Consider the following 19,455-nt stretch of genomic DNA (forward strand, 5'->3'; position numbering starts at 1 on the left):
GCGTCCGCGGCTACATCTCCACCGCCCGCAAGAACAGCCTCCACGTCATCACCGCACTCCGCGACGCCATCACCGGAAACCCCTGGCTACCAACAACTGCCGAAATGGCCTGAACAGTCACCCTGATCGTGTGATGAACAGGTGTTCGTATTCCCGGTAATCTGGGTGTGTGGACAGAGAAGCGGTGTGGCAAGCGGATGCGGCGGCCTTGGCCGACCGTGTTGTTGCGCTGCTCACTGTGGTGCGGTCTGCTGAGGCGGAAATCGGTGCGCTGCTGGTGGAAATCGAATCCCGCGGCGTCCAGGAACTCTTCGGATACCGCACCACTGCACGCCTTTACGAGCACCTCGCGGACGTTCCGCACGCTGCCGCCAGACGCACCGTCGCCCGTGCCCAAGCCCTCTACTCCTCCGACGCCACCCCCGCCCTCGCCCCGGCCACCGGTGCCGCCGCCGTGACCGGCTCGTTGAGCACTCCGATGATCGACACCATCATCGACGCCGTCTCCCGCATCCCCGCCACCCACCGCGACACCGCCGAAGCCGACCTCCTCACCTTCGCCACCGACGCCGGTCATAAACAAGTCGCCGCCCTCGGCGCGCGGATCCTGGCCCACCTCGACCCCGACGGCGTTGAACCCGAGGACACCGAACCCGCCACCCCGACCCGGGAACTGTCGCTGCGCCGCAAACGCACCGGAACCTGGGAACTCACCGGCCGCTTCGACGACGAAACCGGCACCCGCGCCAGCGCCCTGCTCGACGCGTTGGCCGAACGTCGCGGTGCCGACGACCTCCGCTCCCCGCAGGAACGCTACGGCGACGCCTTCTCCGACGCAGTCGACCTGGCGTTGAATTCCCCAGAGTTACCGACGCAGGCTGGGGAACGCGCCCACGTCATGGTCGCGGTCTCCCTCACCGACCTCCAGTCCGGCCTCGGCACGGCCACCCTCGGCGACACCGGCGTGATTTCGGCCGCCGAAGCCCGCCTTCACGCCTGCGACTGCAAACTGATCCCCGCCGTCCTCGGCTCCGCCAGCGAACCCCTCGACTTAGGTCGTGCCCGCCGCCTGATCTCACCCGGCTTGCGCCGGGCGTTGTTCCTGCGCGACCGCGGCTGCGCCTTCCCCGGCTGCCACCGCCCACCCCGCCACTGCCAGGGCCACCACATCCGCCACTGGGCCGACGGCGGCCCGACGGAACTGGCCAACCTGGTCCTGTTGTGCGGCCACCACCACCGGCTGTTGCACCGCTCCGGCTGGCAAGTCCGCATCGCCACCGACGGCCACCCGGAGTTCCTGCCACCACGGTTCCTGGACAAACGCCGAAAACCCCGGCGCAACAACCTGCATCAGCCGCTGCCCTTCGCAGCCTGAACACGGGACAGGCCCGCAGCCACCGGCTACTGGCCTATCCCCACGTCTGCTGGTACTGGAACTTCCCATCCCAGCCGGTCGTTCCCGTTGGAACGCAACGACCTCGTGGGTGCCGTCCACTTCGGGTCGGTGAACGGCGGCCTGGCAGCCAGCGTCCGCAGCCGGTGGGTGACGGCCCATTCAGGCATCCGCGTCCCGGTGGCACCGCCGCAGTTGCGGTGGACCGTCCGCCGCCACCCGAGTGGCTGAGCGGGCCCGTAAGAGATCGGTAACCGTCAACCGCGGTACGTCTGGGCGATTCGTCCCGTTGAATAGGGCATCGCCGATGACGGAGGACGACCGAGATGAACCGCACGACCCGCCGACTCGCCCGCCCCTGGCTGATCGGCGTCCTGGCAGCAGGCCTGGTCGCGGTCGCGGTGGGCCTGTACTGGTTCCAGCCGTGGCAGCTGTGGGTCGACCAGACGGTGCAGGAAACCCTGCCGACGGCCGCCGCCGCGCCGGCGCCGGAGTCGTCGGCGCCGCAGCCCGTGGCGCCGGTCGAAGTCGCGGCCGGCAAGCTGATCAGCCACGAACACGAGACCACCGGCACCGTCCGGGTCCTGCGCGCCGCCGACGGGTCACTGCTGCTGCGCCTGGAAGACCTGGCCACCAGCAGCGGCCCCGACGTGCACGTCTGGCTCACCGACGCGCCCGTGAAACCGGGCAAGGACGGCTGGGGTGTCTTCGACGACGGCAAGTACCTCGACGCCGGCAAGCTCAAGGGCAACAAGGGAAACCAGAACTACGCCCTTCCGGCGGGCACCGACCTGGCCGGTTACTCCAGCGTCAGCATCTGGTGCGATCGCTTCAACGTGTCGTTCGGGGCCGCGGAACTCAGCCGGTGATCGACTCGGCCGGGTGGGGCGTCCAGGGGATGGCCACGTCGAGGTCGGCGGCGAACGCGACGATCGCGTCCAGGACGGTCACCACCTCCGTGCGGGGTTCGGAGCGGGTCGTGCGGTGCCGGGCGATGAGGGTGCGGGTGCCGAGGCCGGGCAGGGACACCGCCTTGACGCCCTCCGGCACGGCTTCCCGCACCGCCAGCGCGGGTACCAGCGCGATGCCCAGGCCGCCCGCGACCATCGACAGCGCCACGTTGTAGTCGTAGTAGCTGTGCCCCGGTGGCGGTGCCGACGGCAGCGCGCCGCGCGTGCGTTCGGTGGCGGCGTGGGCCGCGGTTTCGGAGTCGACGCCGAGCCAGGTGAGGTGCTGCAGGTCGGCCGTGCTCGCCGGGTCCGCCGTGCCGGTGGGGAGGACCAGCAGCCAGGGCTCTTCGAGGATCGGGACGTCGCGGGTGCCGCGGGCCGGCTTTCCCTGGCCCGCGGGGCTTTCGTCTTCGAGGATGAGCAGGTCGACCGCGCCCGAGCGCAGCGACTGCAGTGCCTTGCGCGTCTCCATTTCGCGGATCACGACTTCCAGGGCGGGGAACTGCTCGCGCAGCTGGTGCAGGAGCGGGATCAGCAGCGTGCGGATGACGGACTGGAAGGCGGCGATGACGACCGTGCCGGTGACGTCTTCGGCCAGCGCGGCGAGGGCCTTGCGCGCGTCGATCAGTTCGGCCTCGATGTGTTCGGCCGCCTCGGCCAGCACCCGCCCGGCGGGGGTCAGCACGGCGCCGGTCGGCTGGCGGTCCAGCACCGCGGTGCCGGTCGACTCCTCGAGGCGGGCGATCTGCTGGGACACCGCCGACGGGGTCAGGTGCAGGAGCTCGGCGGCGGCGAGCACGCCGCCGGCGCGGTGCACGGCGAGCAGGACGGCCAGCCGTCGGGGATCGATCTGCATTCAGCAGAGCTTAACCCCTGGAGCAGATAACTTCGATTGCGCTGCACCCTACGAGCCGGTCACGATGGCGGCATGGAGGAAATGTTGTCGCTGGCCGCCACCGCGGCCGGCTGGCTGGGCGCCGCGGGCACCGCCGCGGCGTACGGTCTGGTGTCCCGCCGGGTGATCGCACCGGAGTCGGCCACGTTCCAGGCGCTCAACCTGTCGGGCGCCGCGCTGCTGGGTGTTTCGGCCGCGGCCACCGGCTCGTGGCCCGCGGTCGCGGCGAACTCCGTCTGGGTCCTGATCAGCGTCGTGACGCTGTTCAGCGCGCGGCCGCTACGGCACCACGACGAACTTCCCGGTCCCCTCGTCGCCCTCCATGGCGCGGTGGGCGGCGACGATGTCGTCCAGCGCGAACACCCGGTCCAAATGGGACGGACACCGACCGGCCTCGACCGCGTCGACGATCCGCCGCAGCACGGCGGCGTTGCCCTTCAGCGTGTCGCTGTGGAAGGCCGTGAGCTTCGTCCCCGACGGGATCGCCGCGATCGGTTCCAGCTCCGGGATCACCCACCCGCTGAGCGAGCCCGCCACGCACACCGTGCCGCCCGGCCGGACCAGGCGCAGGGAGTCCACCGCCGTGCGCGCGCCGACCAGGTCGAGGACGTGGTCCGGGCCTGACGGCCAGATCGCGCGGACGCCGGCCGCCACCGAGGCGCCGTCGTCGACCACGGCGTGGTCGGTGGTCAGGGCCGCGGCTTTGCCTGCCCGGCGGGTCGTGGCGGCGGTCTCGACGCCCCGCGCGGCCGCGAGCGACGCGGCGGCCATGCCCACCGAGGACGTGCCGCCGCGGATCAGCAGCCGGTCGCCCGGCTCCAGGCCGAGGGTGTCCAGGGCGCCCTGCGCGGTCATGAACGTTTCCGGCAGCGCGGCCAGTACCGGCCACGGCAACGTCGTCTCGACCGGCATCAGCAGGGCGTTCGGCACCAGCGCGTACTCCGCGTAGCCGCCGTCGAACTGCCGGCCCAGCTCACCCATCACCGCGGCGACGGTGGTGCCTTCGGCGAGCGCGGGGTCGGTCGATTCGGCCACGACGCCGACGCATTCGATCCCCAGCACGCGCGGGAAGGTGACCGCGGGGGAGTGACCCTGGCGGGTCCGCAGCTCGGAGCGGTTCAAGCCCGCGCCCCGGACGTGGACCAGGCTCCAGCCGGGCCGGACCGCGGGCACCGGGATCTCGCGGACCTCCAGCACTTCCGGGCCACCGGGGCGGACGCAGACCGCTGCTCTCATCTTCATGTCCGCCACTTTGGGCCCGGACCGGCGTGGCCGACCACCGGTAGGATGCCAAGTCATGCCCATCGGACGCCAAGCTTCGCGGATCTGGCCGTCCGGCGGTGCCCACCTGTGGAGTCCGGGGGCGAGCAGCGAGGCGCACACCCACGACCGCGGCCACCTGGTGTACGCGGCTCGCGGGGTGCTGTCGGTGCACTCCGAACGGGGGACGTCGGTGGTGCCCGCCACGCGCGTGGCCTGGATCCCCGCCGGGTTCGGCCACCACCACCGGGCGCACGGCCACACCGACATGCGGATCGTCTTCCTGACGGCGTCCCTGGCCCGGCTCGTTCCCGCGCACCCCGCGGTCTTCGCCGCGTCCGGCCTCGCCCGGGAGGTCCTGCTCGCGCTGACCGGCACCCGCGAGTACGACCGCGCGGCGACCGCCCGCCTGCACCGGGTGCTCGTCGAGGAGCTCCGGGAAGCGCCGGAGCAGCCGCTGCAGCTGCCGGAACCCCGCGACGACCGGCTGCGCGCCGTCGCGCGGGTGCTGTACGAGAACCCCGCCGACACCACCCCGCTCGCCGAGCTGGGCCGCCGGAGCGGGGCGAGCGCCCGCACGCTGAGCCGGCTGTTCCGCGACGAGCTCGGCATGACGTTCTACGAGTGGCGCACCCAGCTGCGCGTCCACCACGCGCTGGTCCTGCTGGCCGAGGGCCACGACACGACGCGCGTGGCGCACGCCTGCGGCTGGGCGAACCCGAGCGGCTTCATCACGGCGTTCACGGCGATCATCGGGACCACCCCGGGCCGCCACCGGCAGCTCACCAGACCAGTTTGATGCCCATGGCCATCGCGGTGAAGCACAGGATCCACAGGACGATCGGGCCCGCGGCGCCGTGGAACTCGACGAGCGTGCCCAGCCGCATCTTGATCCGGTCGAAGCGCGCTTCGAACGCGGCGATGATCAGGAACGAGGCCAAGGCCGCCGACGGGAGGCCGACGATGGCGGGGAAGTGGCCGGCCACCAGGTCCCGGACCCACGGTTCCCGGCGCCAGGACGCCGCGGCCACGGGGAAGGTGAACACGGACATCTGGACGAGGGCAGCCAGGCCGCCGAGCCAGACGACGGCGTGCCGGACGCGGTGGGATCTCTCGGGCTGTTCGGTCACGCCAACAGAGGCGCGGCCCGGGCACCCCGCGTAACGGATTCCGGCTACGGTTCACCTGGACGGCGCAACGGTCAGCCCGCCGCCGGACTGTCCACAAGAGACACCAGCCCGACCGGCAGGCGCTTCCGGTCCGCGACGAAGCCGACGATCGCGTCGCGCAGGGCGCGCACCGCGCGGGTCGGGTCCACCTCCCGCCGGACCGCGAGCTGCACCACCCGGGTCATCCCCGCTTCCGGGGCGAACCGCGTCATCGAGAACCGGTCGCCCGCCACCGTGCTCGGGACCACCGCCGCACCCAATCCCGCGCGGACCAGTTCGAGGACCGCGTCCATCTCCCCGCCCTCGATCGCGAACGCCGGTTCGAAACCCGCGGTGCGGCAGGCGTTCACCGTCGCCTCGCGGACGTCGTACCCGCGGCGGAACATCACCAGCGGGACGTCGGCCAGGTCGCGGATGCCGAGGCGGGTGCTCGCGATCGGGGCGTCGGCCGGGGCGATCACCACCAGTTCCTCCAGCAGCAACGGCGTCGCCGCCAGGTGCGGGTCCGCCGGGGCGCTCGCCAGCAGGGCCAGGTCCAGCGCGCCTTCGGACAGCCGCTGCCGCAGGTCGCCCGAGCCGCTTTCGTGCAGCTCCAGCTGGATGCCCGGGTAGCGGCGGCGGAACGCGGCCAGCATCGCCGGGAGCAGGCCCGTGCACAGGCTGGGCGGCGCGCCCAGCCGCACGCGGCCGCGGTCGAGCTCGTCCAGCTCCCGGATGGCCCGCTGGGCGGTTTCGGTCTCGGCGAGGATGCGCCGCGCGATCGGGAGCAGGGTTTCGCCCGCTTCGGTGAGCGTGACGTTGCCGCGGATCCGGTGGAACAGCGGTGCGCCCAGGTCGTGTTCGAGCGCGCGGATCTGCTGCGACAGCGAGGGCTGGGCGACGCGCACCTGTTCGGCGGCGCGGGTGAAGTGCCGGTGTTCGGCGACGGCCACGAAGTAGGCGAGCTGCTGGAACTGCACGCCATTATGATAGCCGCTGGCTATCGCGAGCAGAGTTATCATGTCTTTGACCTCTCAATGGTGCCCACCTAACGTCGAGCGAGTGGTGAACGACCTCGCAACCCGGCGGCCCGTCCGGGACTTCTGGGCCTCGACGATCGGCAAGAAGATCGTCATGGCGGTGAGCGGCGCGCTGCTGCTCGCGTTCGTCTTCGCGCACATGGTCGGCAACCTCAAGACGTTCCTCGGGGCCGGCGACCTCAACCACTACGCCCACTGGCTGCGCACGATCGGCGAGCCGGTGCTGCGCTACGAGTGGTTCCTCTGGATCCAGCGCGTGGTCCTGTTCGCGGCGCTCGTCCTGCACGTCACCGCGGCGGTGCAGCTGGCCCGGCGCGACCTGCGCGCGCGGCCGGTGCGCTACGTCCACCGGCGGCCGGTACGGGCCACCTTCGCGGTGCGCACCATGCGCTGGGGCGGTGCGACGCTCGCGCTGTTCCTCGTCTGGCACATCCTCGACTTCACCGTCGGCGCGGTGAACCGGGACTTCGTACCCGGCGACCTGTACCACAACCTCGTCGCCGACTTCCAGGTCTGGTGGGTGAACCTGATCTACCTGGCCGCACTCGCGATGCTTGGCCTGCACATCCACCACGGCTTCGCCAGCGCCGCGCGCACGCTGGGCGTCACCAGCGTGCGGCGAGAACGGGCGATCAAGCTCCTCGGCAGCACGACGGCGGTCGTGGTCGCGGGCGGCTACGCCCTCGTCCCGGTCGCGATCATGACAGGACTGGTGCGCTGATGACCGACTACCTGACCGGCGACCCGATCGCCGACACCAAGGCGCCCGCCGTCCCGCTGGAAAACCGCTGGGACGAACGGAAGTTCGCGGCCAAGCTGGTGAACCCGGCGAACCGGCGCAAGCACCGCGTGATCGTGGTGGGCACCGGGCTGGCCGGCGGCTCGGCCGGCGCGACGCTCGCCGAACAGGGCTACCACGTCGTGCAGTTCTGCTTCCAGGACTCGCCGCGGCGCGCGCACTCGGTCGCCGCGCAGGGCGGCATCAACGCCGCGAAGAACTACCGCAACGACGGCGACTCCGTCTACCGGCTCTTCCACGACACGGTCAAGGGCGGCGACTTCCGGTCCCGGGAGTCCAATGTGTACCGGCTCGCCCAGGTGTCGGCGCAGATCATCGACCAGGCCGTGGCCCAGGGCGTGCCGTTCGCCCGCGAGTACGGCGGCCTGCTCGACACCCGCTCGTTCGGCGGGGTGCAGGTGCAGCGCACGTTCTACGCGCGCGGCCAGACCGGCCAGCAGCTGCTGATCGGCGCGTACCAGGCGCTGTCGCGGCAGATCGACGCCGGGAACGTCGAGCTGCACCCGCGGACCGAGATGCTCGACCTGGTCGTCGTCGACGGCCGGGCGCGCGGGATCGTCGCGCGCGACCTCGTCACCGGGGAGATCGAGACGCACCTCGCGGACGCCGTCGTCCTCGCGACCGGGGGCTACGGCAACGTCTTCTACCTGTCCACCAACGCGAAGGGCTCCAACGCCACCGCGATCTGGCGGGCGCACAAGCGCGGGGCGTACTTCGCGAACCCGTGCTTCACCCAGATCCACCCGACGTGCATCCCGCGCTCGGGCGAGCACCAGTCGAAGCTGACGCTGATGAGCGAGTCGCTGCGCAACGACGGCCGCATCTGGGTGCCGAAGCAGCCGGGTGACACCCGGCCGCCGGCGGAGATCCCGGAAGACGAGCGCGACTACTACCTGGAACGCCAGTACCCGAGCTTCGGCAACCTCGTGCCGCGCGACATCGCCTCGCGGGCGGCGAAGAACGTCTGCGACGCCGGGTTCGGCGTCGGGCCCGGCGGTCTCGGCGTCTACCTGGACTTCGCCGACGCGATCACGCGGTTGGGCCGCAAGGCGATCGAAGCCCGCTACGGCAACCTCTTCGACATGTACCAGCGCATCACGGCGGAAGACCCGTACACCGCGCCGATGCGGATCTACCCGGCCATCCACTACACGATGGGCGGGCTCTGGGTGGACTACGACCTGCAGAGCACGATCCCCGGGCTGTTCGTGATCGGCGAGGCGAACTTCTCCGACCACGGCGCGAACCGGCTCGGCGCGTCGGCGCTCATGCAGGGCCTCGCCGACGGCTACTTCGTGCTGCCCGCCACGCTGAACGACTACCTCGGCTCGACCCGGCTCGACGAGGTGCGCCCCGACGCCGCCGCGCCGGTGGAAACCGAGGTGCGCGAACGGATCGAGCGGCTGCTGGCGGTCAAGGGAACGCGGTCGGTCGACTCCTTCCACCGCGAGCTCGGCGTGCTGATGTGGGACCACTGCGGGATGTCCCGCACCCGCGAAGGCCTGCGCAAGGCCCTGGACCGGGTGCCCGAGCTGCGCGCCGAGTTCTGGCGCGACGTCCGGATCCCCGGCAGCGGCGCGGAACTCAACCAGGAGCTGGAAAAGGCGAACCGGGTGGCCGACTTCCTGGAGCTGGCCGAACTCCTGCTCGTCGACGCGCTCGCCCGTGAGGAGTCCTGCGGCGGCCACTTCCGCGAAGAACACCAGACCCCGGACGGCGAAGCCCGCCGCGACGACGAGAACTTCGCGTACGTCGCCGCGTGGGAATACGGCGAGAAACCTGTGCTGCACCGCGAGGAACTCGTCTTCGACCACGTCCACCCGACCCAGCGGAGCTACACGTGAAACTCACCGTCCGCATCTGGCGCCAGGCCGGTCCCGCCACGGAGGGCAGGCTGGTCTCGTACCCGGTCGACGGGATCAGCCCGGACATGTCCTTCCTGGAAATGCTGGACGTGCTCAACCAGGAACTGATCGCCGCCGGCGAGGAACCCGTCGCGTTCGACCACGACTGCCGCGAGGGCATCTGCGGCTCCTGCGGCGTCGTGATCAACGGGCAGGCCCACGGGCCCGAGCGCACGACGTCGTGCCAGCTGCACATGCGCTCGTTCGCCGACGGCGAGGTGATCGACGTCGAACCCTGGCGCGCCAAGGGTTTCCCGGTGATCAAGGACCTGGTCGTGGACCGCTCGGCGCTCGACCGGATCGTCCAGGCCGGCGGTTACGTCAGCGCCCCCACCGGCAGCGCCCCGGACGCCCACGCGACGCCGGTGCCCAAGCCGGACGCGGACCTCGCCTTCGACAACGCGACCTGCATCGGCTGCGGCGCGTGCGTCGCGGCCTGCCCCAACGGCTCGGCCACCCTCTTCACCGCGGCCAAGGTGACCCACCTTTCGCTGCTGCCGCAAGGACAGCCGGAACGCGCCCAGCGGGTGCTGGACATGGTCGACGCGATGGACGCGGAGGGCTTCGGCGGCTGCACGAACACCGGGGAGTGCGTGGCGTCGTGCCCGAAGGGCATCCCGTTCGCGAGCATCTCGGCCCTCAACCGCGAGTTCCGGAAGGCGAGCCGAGCCGGGCGCCGATGATCCCGGCGGCGGCCGCCATGCCCGCGGCGTTCGGGTGGTACGGGTACGCCGGCGACGCCGGCACCGCGCCTTCCAGCCAGCGCACGGCCGGTTCGGCGCACAGGCCGTGCCCGGCGCTCGGCCCCCGGATGTCCACATAGGACGCACCGTGCCGCCGGGACTGCTCGGCGAGCATGGCCATCAGGCGGTCGAACGTCGCCTGGATGAAGTCTGCGTCGGCGGCGGTGTACGGGTCGGCGGGGTAGCAGCCGCCCGGGCGCCAGTACGTCAGGTAGCCGGTCACGACGACGCGTGCCGCGGGGGAGCGGCGGTGGATCTCCGCCAGCGCGCCCGCGATCTTGGTCGCGGTGGCGGCGATCCGCGCGGGGAACACCGTGCCGTACTGCTCTTCGCACGACGGCCCGTCCGGGCTCGCACACGTCACGAACGCCGAGCCGAGCGCGATGTCGTTGGCGCCGATCGCGAGCGTCACCAGTCCGGTGTCGCGCCGCAGCGCGGTGAACTGGGGCGCGACCACCCCCGCCTGCCGCCCGGTGAGGTCGGCGGTGGTCGCGCCGGAACAGGTGACGTCGGTGAGCGCCGCGCCGAGCCGCGCCGCCAGCAGGTGCGGCCAGTCGTGGTCGGAGCGCAGGCACGTCGCGTCGATCTGCGCCGGGATCCCCGGCCCGGCGGCCGAAGAGTCGCCGAGGGCGACGTACCGCAGTGGCCCGGCGGCCGCGGCCGGAGCCGCGAGCAGCCCGGCCAGCAGCGTCACCACCAGCGCGATCCTCATCGGACCGGCAGGTCCGCGCTCGGCACCGCGGCCAGGTCCTTGCGCGCGTCGCGGCGGATCGCGGCCGCCAGCACCGGAACCAGCGCGACCGCGACCACGGCCGCCGCGGCGAAGACGTAGTACGGGGCGACCAGGCTGTCCGTGCTGCTCTCGACCAGGCCGTAGACGTACGGGCCGATGAACCCGCCGGTGATCCCGAGCATGTTGATGAACGCCAGGCCCGCCGCGGCCACCAGCCCGGACAGGCGCGCCATCGCGACCGACCAGAACAGCGGGAGCGTGCCGAAGGCGAAGAAGTTCGAGACGAACAGCAGGCTGACGCTCCACACGGGATCGCGCGAGACGAGGAAGCCCAGCAGTACCAGCAGAACCGCGCTCGCGCACACGCCGATGAGCGCGACCTCGTGGCCGTGGCGGCGCTTGAACCACGGGAAGAAGAGCACGCCGGCCAGCGCCGAGATGCCGCCGCTGCCCGCCACCAGCCCGATCAGGAACGGGCTGTCCAGGCCGAGCGACTGGATGTAGGCCGGGAAGTTGAAGCCGATGCCGCCACCGATCGACTGGTTGATCAGGTAGATGGCGCCGAGCAGCAGCACGGTCGGGCGGCCGAACGCCAGGCGCAGGCTGCCGCGGAGCTTGGCCGGCGACCCCGGGGCCTGGCCGACGGCGCGTTCGGTCAGCACGGCGGCTTCGTCCGGCGTCAGCCACTTCGCGTCGGCGGGACGGCTGGGCAGCGCGAACCAGACGACCACGCCGATGAGGACGGTGACCAGGCCCTCCACCAGGAACATCCACTGCCAGCCGCGCAGCCCGGCGACGCCGTGCAGCTCCATCAGCGCGCCGCCGACGGGGGAGCCGATGATGACGGCGACGCACGGCGCGGTGTAGATCAGCCCGACGACGGTCACCCGGTGCTTCTGCGAGAACCACTGCGTGACCAGGTACATCATCGCCGGGAAGAGACCCGCCTCCGCGGCGCCGAGCAGCAGCCGCAGGAGGTAGAAGGACAGGTCGTCCGCCACGAACATCATCGCGGCCGACACCGCGCCCCAGCTGACGGCGATGCGCGTGATCCAGACGCGGGCGCCGACGCGGTAGAGGATCAGGTTGCTCGGCACCTCGAGCAGCGCGTAGCTCACGAAGAACAGGCCGGCGCCGAGCCCGTACGCGGCCGCGCTGATGCCGACGTCGGCCGCGAGCGCCGTCTTGGCGAGCGCGACGTTCGTCCGGTCCACGTACGACATGAAGTAGGCGATGCCGAGCACCGGCAGCAACCGGGTGACGGCCTTCTTGGTGGCGAGTTCGTGCAGGAGGTCTCGTGCGTTCGTCATCGGACGCCCTTCAGTGCGATACCGCGTCTGACCTGCAATACTACGGAGTATCACGGTAAGGTTGGCGCATGTCGCCGTCAAGGGCCGCCCGGCGGCCGTGAGACGATGGCCCGGTCGCAGGCGAGGAGGACGAACAGTGAGCGCGAGCCCGGACCTCGAGCCCGGCGCGCGGCGGAGGATCCTCGACGCCGCGGCCGAGGCGTTCATGGCGCACGGGTTCGCCAACGCCACGATCGACGACATCGCGCGTGAAGTGGGTGCCACCAAAGGCCTGGTGTACTACCACTTCCGCTCGAAGTTCGACATCTTCCTCGCGGTGTACGAGGAGGCCATGGGCCGCGTCCGCGACCGCGTCGAGCACCACGCGACCGGGCCCGGCACGGGCCGCGACCGGCTCGTCGCCATGGCGGTGGCGCACGCGGTGAACCTGATGGAGGACCTGGCCTACCACCACGTCGTGCACCAGGCCGTGCGCGGGCAGGTCGCGACGGCGCTCAAGCCGCGTCAGCGTGACACGCTCCAGGAGCTGAACGGGCTGCGCGGGGCTTACGAGCAGTTGTTCCGCGGCGTGGTGGCCGACGGCATCGCCGACGGTTCGCTGCGGGAGGTTGATGCCGCGCTGGCGACTCGGACGTTGCTGAGCAACTTGAACGCGATCGACACGTGGTACCACCGGATCCCGGGGCAGGAGCCCGCTGAGTTGCGCGAGCTGGCCGGGCGCATCGTGGACCTGCTGATCGGCGGCCTCGCCGGCTCCTGACCAGCCCGGTGGCGGCGCAGCGACGTCATGAACGACCCTTTCATGGCGTCCGGCGAGGTGAACGACTCTTTCATGACATCGCGGTCCATTGACTGAGGCGGTGCGCCTGGCTACCGTGTGTCTGCGCGCCGGTCTGGGAGCGCTCTCAGGAGTACGCGGTGGTACTCGTGGGACGGGCCGGTCGTTCGAGCACGTCCGGAGCACCCGAACCCCCGAAAGTGTCCGACCATGAAACTTTCCGCACTTCGCGCCGCGCTCGCGGCGACTGCCTCGGTGGCCGCGGTGGGCGCCACACTGCTCACCGCGAGTCCCGCCGGGGCGGCGACCACGCTCGGCGCTTCAGCCGCGCAGAGCGGGCGGTACTTCGGTGCCGCCGTCGCCGCCGCCAAGCTCTCCGACAGCACCTACGTGTCCATTTTGGACCGTGAGTTCAGCATGGTGACGCCGGAGAACGAGATGAAGATGGACGCCACGGAGCCGTCCCAAGGTCAGTTCAACTACACCAATGCCGACCGGATCGTCAACCACGCGCTCGGCGCGGGCATGCGCATGCGCGGGCACACCCTCGCCTGGTACCAGCAGCAACCCGGCTGGATGCAGAGCATGGAGGGCAGCGCGCTGCGGCAGGCGCTGATCAACCACATCACGCAGGTCGCCGGCCACTACAGCGGCAAGATCTACGCCTGGGACGTGGTGAACGAGGCCTTCGCCGACGGCGGGTCCGGCGGCCGCCGCGACTCCAACCTGCAGCGGACCGGCAACGACTGGATCGAGGTCGCCTTCCGGACCGCCCGCGCCGCCGATCCCGTCGCCAAACTCTGTTACAACGACTACAACATCGAGGACTGGTCGGCCGCCAAGACCCAGGGCGTCTACCGGATGGTGCAGGACTTCAAGTCCCGCGGCGTCCCGATCGACTGCGTCGGCTTCCAGTCCCACTTCGGCAGCGGCGGCCCGCCGAGCAGCTTCCAGACGACGCTGACGAACTTCGCCGCGCTCGGCGTCGACGTGCAGCTGACCGAGCTGGACATCGCGCAGGCGTCGTCGAGCGCGTACGCCGCGACCACGCGCGCGTGCGTGAACGTGCCGCGGTGCACCGGGATCACGACGTGGGGCATCCGCGACACCGATTCCTGGCGCTCGGGTGAGAACCCGCTGCTGTTCGACGGGAACGGGAACAAGAAGGCCGCCTACAACGGCGTGCTGGACGCGCTGAACGCGGCGCCGGGCACCCCGACCACCACCCCGACGACACCCACCACACCCACGACCACCCCGACGACCACGACGAGCGCGCCGCCGCCGGGTACGTGTTCCGCCTCGGTTTCGCTGAACGCGTGGAACGGCGGGTTCGTGGCGACGGTCCGGGTCACCGCCGGCTCGGCGGACCTCAACGCCTGGACGGTGACGCTCACCCTGCCGTCCGGGGCCGCGGTGACCAATTCCTGGAACGTCCAGCGCAGCGGTGACCGGTGGTCCAACGTGAGCTACAACGGCCACGTCGCGGCCGGTCAGTACACGGAGTTCGGCTTCCAGGCCACCGGGTCCGGAACGCCGGCGGTGGCCGGCTGCGGCTGAGCCACCCGGTGGGTCGGGTCTGCCGCCCGGGAGGGGTCGGCAGACCCGATCCGCTAGTTCACCGAGGCCGAGAAGGAGTTGACGGCGAGGCCGACGCCGCCGCTCCACGGCTCGAACCCGGCCTGGATGCTGGTCAGGTACCAGGAGCGGTCCACGCGGGTGCGGTTGTCGACGTCGTTGACGAAGTCCATGACGTTGAACGACCAGCCCGAAATCGCGGACTGGGCCACGTAGGACACCACGTCGTTGCCGCCGTTGTTGCCCTGCCAGACGTCCCAGCCGCGCCCGCCGATGCTGGTGGTGCCGACCTTGCCACCGACGGGCTGCACGTTCCCGGTGTGGTTGAACCAGATCATCAGCTCCATCTGGTTGACCCCGTTCGTCTTCGCGGTCGGGTCCATCCAGATGTCGTAGGAGGCGTCGAAGACCGACCCGCCGACGTAGGTGTAGGAGATCGACGACGGCGCGCTGCCGATCCGGCTGAGCTGCCGGGGCAGGTTCGTGCCGGGGGAGCAGTTGCCGTAGTGGCACCCGGCGTAGACGGCCGGGTAGGACAGCGGCGCGCCGCCGCTGGTCGACCCCTGCTGGGTCTGGATGCGGAACCCGCTGCCGGTGACGTTGATGCACTGGGTCGCGCTGCTGCCCCAGCGGTTGTTCATGACGACGTACCGGCCGCCGATCGTCGTCGAGCCGTACTGGTCGCAGATCAGCGTGTCCGCGTGCGCGGCGGGCGCGCCGGCGAGCGGGGCCACCAGTCCGGCCGCGGTCAGCAGGACAGCGGAAAGGGCGTGCCTGAGTTTCATCCTGGAGTCTCCACTTCGTCGTGGTAGCGCTCCTGGGAGCGCTCTCAGCATGAATCGATCCGATGAAACCACAGCGGAACCCCGAGGCAAAGGGGGTGACCGTGATCAATTCACGAAATGCGGCTGTCGCCGTCGGTCGCCGGGTGATTGCCAAGGGCGCGTCGCGCTGGTTACAGTCCCTCCGACTGGGAGCGCTCCCAAACTCGACGACGAGGAGAGGGCGAATGCGGGCGAGGACAACCCTGGCCGTACTGGCCGCCGCGGTGCTGGGGCTGACGGCGGGCGCCGTGCCCGCCGCCGCCGCGGACTACGAGCGGCTGCTCAACGGCACCTTCGACAGCGGCAGCGCCGATCCCTGGTGGGCCGGCTCGGGAACCACCGCCCGGGTCACGGACGGGGAGTTCTGCACCGCCGTCACCGGCGGCACGGCCAACGGCTACGACGCGCTGTCCGGCCAGAACGGCGTGCCCTTCGAAGCCGGGCAGCCGTACACCCTGACGTTCGACGCGCACGCGACGACCAGCCAGCAGATCTCCGCCGTCGCCGGGGAAGCCGTTTCGCCGTACCGGCAGATCTCGCGCACCGACCTGACGGTCACCCCGGTGAAGCAGCACTTCACCGTCACCTTCACGTCCACTTTGGACTTCCCGAACGCCGGGAACGGGCAGCTGGCGTTCTGGTTCGGCGGCCAGGCCGCGGACAACACCGTCTGCCTGGACAACATCTCGCTCGTCGGCGGCGTCATCCCGCCCGGCGGCCTCCCGCCGACCAGTGGCATCCGGGTGAACCAGGAGAGCTACGTGCCCGGCCTGCCCAAGCGGGCCACCGTGATCAGCGACGCGACCACGCCGCAGACGTGGACGCTGAAGAACTCGGCGGGCACCGCCGTCGCCACCGGCCAGACCCGCCCGCGCGGCGCGGACGCCGCCTCCGGCGAGAAGGTGCACGAGATCGACTTCTCCGCCTACGAAACCCAGGGCACCGGCTACACCCTGAGCGTCGGCGCGGAAACCAGCTTCCCGTTCGCCATCGCCGCGGACGGGCTCAAGCAGCTGCGCTACGACTCGCTGGCGTTCTTCTACCACCAGCGCAGCGGGATCGCGATCGACGCCCAGTACGCCGGGGCGGCCTACGCGCGGCCCGCGGGGCACGTCAACGTGGCGCCCAACCAGGGCGACGACCACGTGCCCTGCCGCGCCGACCTGAACTGCGGCTACACCCTCGACGTCCGCGGCGGCTGGTACGACGCGGGCGACCACGGCAAGTACGTCGTCAACGGCGGGATCGCCGCGTGGCAGCTGCTCGACGAGTACGAGCGGGCGTCGCGCGTGGGCGACGCGAGCGCGCTGGGCGACGGCAAGCTCGCCATCCCCGAGCGCGCCAACGGCGTCCCCGACATCCTCGACGAAGCCCGCTGGGAAGTCGACTTCCTGCTGTCGATGCAGGTGCCCGACGGTGCCCCGGACGCGGGCATGGTGCACCACAAGATCCACGACGCGCAGTGGACGGCCCTGCCGACGCGGCCTGACCAGGACAGCCAGCCGCGCCGGCTCTCCGCGCCGAGCACGGCCGCCACGCTGAACATGGCGGCGGTCGCCGCGCAGGCGTCGCGCTTGTGGCGGACGATCGACCCGGCGTACTCGGCGAAGCTGCTCGCCGCGGCCGAAAAAGCGTACGCGGCGGCGAAAGCCAACCCGAACAAGCTCGCCGACCCGAACGACGGCACCGGCGGCGGGACCTACAGCGACGGCACCGTGACCGACGAGTTCTACTGGGCGGCCGCGGAGCTGTTCGCCACCACGGGGAAGAGCGGCTACCGCGGCGACGTCACCGGGTCCGCGCTCTACCGCGGCGCCAGTTTCACGACGCACGGCTTCGACTGGGCCTCGACGGGCGCGCTCGGCGACATCACCCTCGCCCTGGTGCCCACCGACCTGCCCGCGGCCGACGTCTCGGCGATCAAGACGGCGATCACCACGACCGCCGACAGCCACCTGGCGCAGCTCGCCACCATGGGCTACCCGGCGCCGTACCGCACCGCCGACGGCACGTACGAGTGGGGCTCCAACGGCCTGGTCGCGAACAACGGCGTCGTGCTCGCGCTGGCGTACGACTTCACCAAGCAGGACAAGTACCGCGACGGCGCGTTCGCGGCGGTGGACTACCTGCTGGGCCGCAACCCCGCGAACTACTCCTACGTCTCCGGGCACGGCGACCAGCCGGTGCAGAACGTCCACCACCGGTTCTGGGCGCACGAGCTGGACGCCTCGCTGCCGACCGCCCCGCCCGGCGCGCTGTCGGGTGGGCCGAACAGCGGCCTGCAGGACCCGACGGCGGCCCGCCTGCTCGCCGGCTGCGCGCCGCAGCGCTGCTTCGTCGACGACATCCAGGCGTACTCGGTGAACGAGGTCGCGATCAACTGGAACTCGGCGCTGGCGTGGCTGACCAACTGGACGGCGGAGAAGTCGCCGTCGGGGGCGGACACCACCGCCCCGACCGCGCCGGGCACGCCCGCCGTGTCCGCGGTCTCGGCCACCGGCGCGACGCTGACCTGGCCGGCGGCGGCCGACCCGGAGAGCGGCGTAGCGAGTTACGACGTCGTCCGCGTGGACGGCTCGGCACGCACGGTGCTCGCCACCGTCACCGGGACGAGCGCGACGCTGACCGGGCTGACGGCGTCGACCGCCTACAACGTGGTCGTGGTGGCGCGCAACGGAACCGGCCTGAGTTCGCCGGATTCGCCCGCGGCGCGGTTCACGACGCTCGCGGCGGGCGGCTGCTCGGTCACCTACGCGGCGAACACCTGGAACAGCGGCTTCACGGCGACGGTGAACCTGACCAACACCGGCACCACGGCGTGGTCGGCGTGGAAGCTGAAGTTCTCCTTCCCCGGCAACCAGAAGGTGACGCAGGGCTGGTCGGCGACCTGGGCGCAGTCGGGCGCGGACGTGACCGCGACCTCCTTGCCGTGGAACGGTTCGGTGGCGCCGGGCCGCTCGGTGGCGATCGGGTTCAACGGGAGCTACACCGGGAGCAACGCGAACCCTGCGGCGTTCACGGTGAACGGCGCGGCCTGCGGCTGAGCGACGGACGTCACGCGCCCCGGCCGGAACACCGGCCGGGGCCGTGCGTTGTAACGGGTGTCCTGAACTCCCGCTTCCGCTCGCAGGTCGACCCCCCTCAGACCTCCGCTGAGCGGGAGCGGGTCTGCGCCGCTTGCGCGTGCGGGTCGTCCGCGGGCAGCCACGCGTTCCCGGTGACCGGCGAGCCGACGTCCCGCGTCAACGCCGCGAGCACGCCGCGGACCGCCGCGCGGGTCTCGTCCCGGCGGCACACCAGCGACCACGTCCAGAACGGCGCCGGGTCCACGACCGGCCGCCGCGCGAGGTCCGGCGGGACCGGCGCCGTCTGACCCTTGGGGGAGTTCAGCACGGGGCGGCCCAGTTTGCGGACGTGCTCGAAGAACGCCGGCCCGGTGATGCCGCCGTCGTGGGTGCGGACCACCGTCGCCCCCGTGGCGGCGGCGAACTCCTCGGCGAAGGCGTTCCAGGAGGCCCAGCTCGCCGTGTCCGCGTCCACCAGCACGACCGTGTCGGACGCGCGCACCGGGGCGGTGCCGCGGCCGATCGCGTGCAGGCGGTCCGCGCCGATCAGGTGCCCTTCGAGGCCGTGCTCGGCCAGGTCGGCCGCGCGGGCCCAGCTGATGGCCAGGTCGATGCTGCCGTCGGCGACGCGGCGCAGCTGGGCGTGCGAAGGCAGCACCCACGTGTCGACGTGCAGCTGCGCCACTCCCGCGGTCCGGTCGAGCAGGTCGGCGGGCCGCCAGTTGACGTACCCCAGCCGCACCGGTTCGGTCGCGGCGAAGCCCGCCGCCGAGCGCCGCAGGTCGTCCGCCTGCTCCAGCAGCGCGCGGATCCGGGGCAGCAGCGCCTCGCCGCAGGCGGTGAGCGACACCGAACGCCGGTCGCGGTCGAAGAGGCGGACGCCGAGGTCGCGCTCCAGCGCCTTGATCTGCTGGGACAGCGAGGGACCCGCGATGTGCAGCCGCTCCGCGGCCCGGCCGAAGTTCAGTTCCGTGGCGACGGCCACGAAGTACCGAAGCTGGCGTAGCTCCATCCCGGCAGCTTAGTGCGGTGGGA

General features: G+C 71.5%; 17 protein-coding genes and 1 pseudogene. 10 read left to right on the forward strand and 8 right to left on the reverse strand.

Translation table 11 applies throughout. The features are described from left to right. The first annotated feature begins 169 nt into the window (after positions 1-169). Positions 170-1,375 (forward strand): HNH endonuclease signature motif containing protein, encoded by a 1,206-nt coding sequence (locus EIY87_RS21300; RefSeq protein ID WP_125310945.1) that lies wholly within the window; start codon positions 170-172, stop codon positions 1,373-1,375. Between the two features lie 344 nt (positions 1,376-1,719). Next, positions 1,720-2,262 (forward strand): DM13 domain-containing protein, encoded by a 543-nt coding sequence (locus EIY87_RS21305; protein WP_125310947.1) that lies wholly within the window; start codon positions 1,720-1,722, stop codon positions 2,260-2,262. On the opposite strand, the gene EIY87_RS21310 is transcribed toward EIY87_RS21305, so the two are convergent. Then, on the reverse strand, positions 2,252-3,199 hold the full coding sequence (locus EIY87_RS21310) for a LysR family transcriptional regulator (RefSeq protein ID WP_125310949.1): 948 nt from the start codon (positions 3,197-3,199) through the stop codon (positions 2,252-2,254). The two genes, EIY87_RS21305 and EIY87_RS21310, sit on opposite strands and share 11 nt — an antisense overlap. An 81-nt stretch (positions 3,200-3,280) precedes the next feature. Between EIY87_RS21310 and EIY87_RS49395 the strand changes: the two are divergent. Further along, positions 3,281-3,490, forward strand: a pseudogene (locus tag EIY87_RS49395) (CBU_0592 family membrane protein); the annotation flags it as partial. Positions 3,491-3,517: 27 nt separating this feature from the next. Here the strand turns inward: EIY87_RS49395 and EIY87_RS21315 are convergent. After that, entirely contained in the window at positions 3,518-4,480 is a 963-nt protein-coding gene (locus EIY87_RS21315; protein ID WP_125310951.1) for a zinc-binding dehydrogenase, read from the reverse strand. 55 nt (positions 4,481-4,535) lie between these two features. On the opposite strand from EIY87_RS21315, the gene EIY87_RS21320 reads away from it, so the two are divergent. Then, on the forward strand, positions 4,536-5,297 hold the full coding sequence (locus tag EIY87_RS21320) for an AraC family transcriptional regulator (protein WP_125310953.1): 762 nt from the start codon (positions 4,536-4,538) through the stop codon (positions 5,295-5,297). Here the strand turns inward: EIY87_RS21320 and EIY87_RS21325 are convergent. Together EIY87_RS21325 and EIY87_RS21330 are read right to left on the reverse strand one after the other, a co-directional pair. After that, on the reverse strand, positions 5,281-5,628 hold the full coding sequence (locus EIY87_RS21325) for a hypothetical protein (protein ID WP_125310955.1): 348 nt from the start codon (positions 5,626-5,628) through the stop codon (positions 5,281-5,283). The genes EIY87_RS21320 and EIY87_RS21325 overlap by 17 nt on opposite strands. A 71-nt stretch (positions 5,629-5,699) precedes the next feature. Further along, positions 5,700-6,626, reverse strand: coding sequence for a LysR family transcriptional regulator (locus EIY87_RS21330; protein WP_125310957.1), 927 nt, complete (start codon positions 6,624-6,626; stop codon positions 5,700-5,702). An 85-nt stretch (positions 6,627-6,711) separates the two neighbouring features. Between EIY87_RS21330 and EIY87_RS21335 the strand changes: the two genes are divergently transcribed. The 3 genes from EIY87_RS21335 to EIY87_RS21345 are packed head-to-tail and all read left to right on the forward strand — an operon-like array spanning position 6,712 to position 10,072. Beyond that, positions 6,712-7,407, forward strand: a complete 696-nt coding sequence (locus EIY87_RS21335; RefSeq protein WP_449657952.1) for a succinate dehydrogenase cytochrome b subunit — start codon at positions 6,712-6,714, stop codon at positions 7,405-7,407. Next, positions 7,407-9,329, forward strand: a complete 1,923-nt coding sequence (locus EIY87_RS21340) for a fumarate reductase/succinate dehydrogenase flavoprotein subunit (protein ID WP_125310961.1) — start codon at positions 7,407-7,409, stop codon at positions 9,327-9,329. Before EIY87_RS21335 ends, EIY87_RS21340 begins: the two co-directional genes overlap by 1 nt. Continuing rightward, the gene (locus EIY87_RS21345; protein WP_125310963.1) at positions 9,326-10,072 is read left to right on the forward strand and encodes a succinate dehydrogenase/fumarate reductase iron-sulfur subunit; all 747 of its coding nucleotides are present in this window, start codon (positions 9,326-9,328) and stop codon (positions 10,070-10,072) included. Before EIY87_RS21340 ends, EIY87_RS21345 begins: the two co-directional genes overlap by 4 nt. Here the strand turns inward: EIY87_RS21345 and EIY87_RS21350 are convergent. After that, positions 10,029-10,844 carry an SGNH/GDSL hydrolase family protein gene (locus tag EIY87_RS21350; protein WP_125310965.1) on the reverse strand — a complete coding sequence of 272 codons (816 nt, stop codon included), beginning with the start codon at positions 10,842-10,844 and terminating at the stop codon, positions 10,029-10,031. The genes EIY87_RS21345 and EIY87_RS21350 overlap by 44 nt on opposite strands. Continuing rightward, positions 10,841-12,175: an MFS transporter gene (locus EIY87_RS21355; protein WP_125310967.1), complete on the reverse strand. Its 1,335-nt coding sequence runs from the start codon at positions 12,173-12,175 to the stop codon at positions 10,841-10,843. The genes EIY87_RS21350 and EIY87_RS21355 overlap by 4 nt, the downstream gene beginning before the upstream one ends. Positions 12,176-12,311: 136 nt before the next feature. Here EIY87_RS21355 and EIY87_RS21360 point away from each other — a divergent pair, with 136 nt between their 5' ends. Together EIY87_RS21360 and EIY87_RS21365 are read left to right on the forward strand one after the other, a co-directional pair. After that, entirely contained in the window at positions 12,312-12,935 is a 624-nt protein-coding gene (locus tag EIY87_RS21360) for a TetR/AcrR family transcriptional regulator (RefSeq protein ID WP_125310969.1), read from the forward strand. Between the two features lie 228 nt (positions 12,936-13,163). Further along, entirely contained in the window at positions 13,164-14,513 is a 1,350-nt protein-coding gene (locus EIY87_RS21365; RefSeq protein ID WP_125310971.1) for an endo-1,4-beta-xylanase, read from the forward strand. A 53-nt stretch (positions 14,514-14,566) separates the two neighbouring features. Here EIY87_RS21365 and EIY87_RS21370 read toward each other — a convergent pair whose 3' ends face one another. After that, positions 14,567-15,316: a GH12 family glycosyl hydrolase domain-containing protein gene (locus EIY87_RS21370; protein WP_125310973.1), complete on the reverse strand. Its 750-nt coding sequence runs from the start codon at positions 15,314-15,316 to the stop codon at positions 14,567-14,569. 224 nt (positions 15,317-15,540) lie between these two features. On the opposite strand from EIY87_RS21370, the gene EIY87_RS21375 reads away from it, so the two are divergent. Then, the gene (locus tag EIY87_RS21375; protein ID WP_125310975.1) at positions 15,541-18,399 is read left to right on the forward strand and encodes a glycoside hydrolase family 9 protein; all 2,859 of its coding nucleotides are present in this window, start codon (positions 15,541-15,543) and stop codon (positions 18,397-18,399) included. Between the two features lie 97 nt (positions 18,400-18,496). Here EIY87_RS21375 and EIY87_RS21380 read toward each other — a convergent pair whose 3' ends face one another. Further along, positions 18,497-19,432, reverse strand: a complete 936-nt coding sequence (locus EIY87_RS21380; RefSeq protein ID WP_125310977.1) for a LysR family transcriptional regulator — start codon at positions 19,430-19,432, stop codon at positions 18,497-18,499. Positions 19,433-19,455 lie beyond the last annotated feature (23 nt).

Source organism: Amycolatopsis eburnea (assembly GCF_003937945.1).
Taxonomy (GTDB): domain Bacteria; phylum Actinomycetota; class Actinomycetes; order Mycobacteriales; family Pseudonocardiaceae; genus Amycolatopsis; species Amycolatopsis eburnea.

What these genes read in the sequence shown, in the direction of transcription:
- EIY87_RS21305 (WP_125310947.1), top strand. Translation starts at nt 1,720, where the DNA reads ATGAACCGCACGACCCGCCGACTCGCCCGCCCCTGGCTGATCGGCGTC.
- EIY87_RS21310 (WP_125310949.1), bottom strand. Translation starts at nt 3,199, where the DNA reads ATGCAGATCGATCCCCGACGGCTGGCCGTCCTGCTCGCCGTGCACCGC.
- EIY87_RS21315 (WP_125310951.1), bottom strand. Translation starts at nt 4,480, where the DNA reads ATGAAGATGAGAGCAGCGGTCTGCGTCCGCCCCGGTGGCCCGGAAGTG.
- EIY87_RS21320 (WP_125310953.1), top strand. Translation starts at nt 4,536, where the DNA reads ATGCCCATCGGACGCCAAGCTTCGCGGATCTGGCCGTCCGGCGGTGCC.
- EIY87_RS21340 (WP_125310961.1), top strand. Translation starts at nt 7,407, where the DNA reads ATGACCGACTACCTGACCGGCGACCCGATCGCCGACACCAAGGCGCCC.
- EIY87_RS21350 (WP_125310965.1), bottom strand. Translation starts at nt 10,844, where the DNA reads ATGAGGATCGCGCTGGTGGTGACGCTGCTGGCCGGGCTGCTCGCGGCT.
- EIY87_RS21355 (WP_125310967.1), bottom strand. Translation starts at nt 12,175, where the DNA reads ATGACGAACGCACGAGACCTCCTGCACGAACTCGCCACCAAGAAGGCC.
- EIY87_RS21365 (WP_125310971.1), top strand. Translation starts at nt 13,164, where the DNA reads ATGAAACTTTCCGCACTTCGCGCCGCGCTCGCGGCGACTGCCTCGGTG.
- EIY87_RS21370 (WP_125310973.1), bottom strand. Translation starts at nt 15,316, where the DNA reads ATGAAACTCAGGCACGCCCTTTCCGCTGTCCTGCTGACCGCGGCCGGA.
- EIY87_RS21375 (WP_125310975.1), top strand. Translation starts at nt 15,541, where the DNA reads ATGCGGGCGAGGACAACCCTGGCCGTACTGGCCGCCGCGGTGCTGGGG.
- EIY87_RS21380 (WP_125310977.1), bottom strand. Translation starts at nt 19,432, where the DNA reads ATGGAGCTACGCCAGCTTCGGTACTTCGTGGCCGTCGCCACGGAACTG.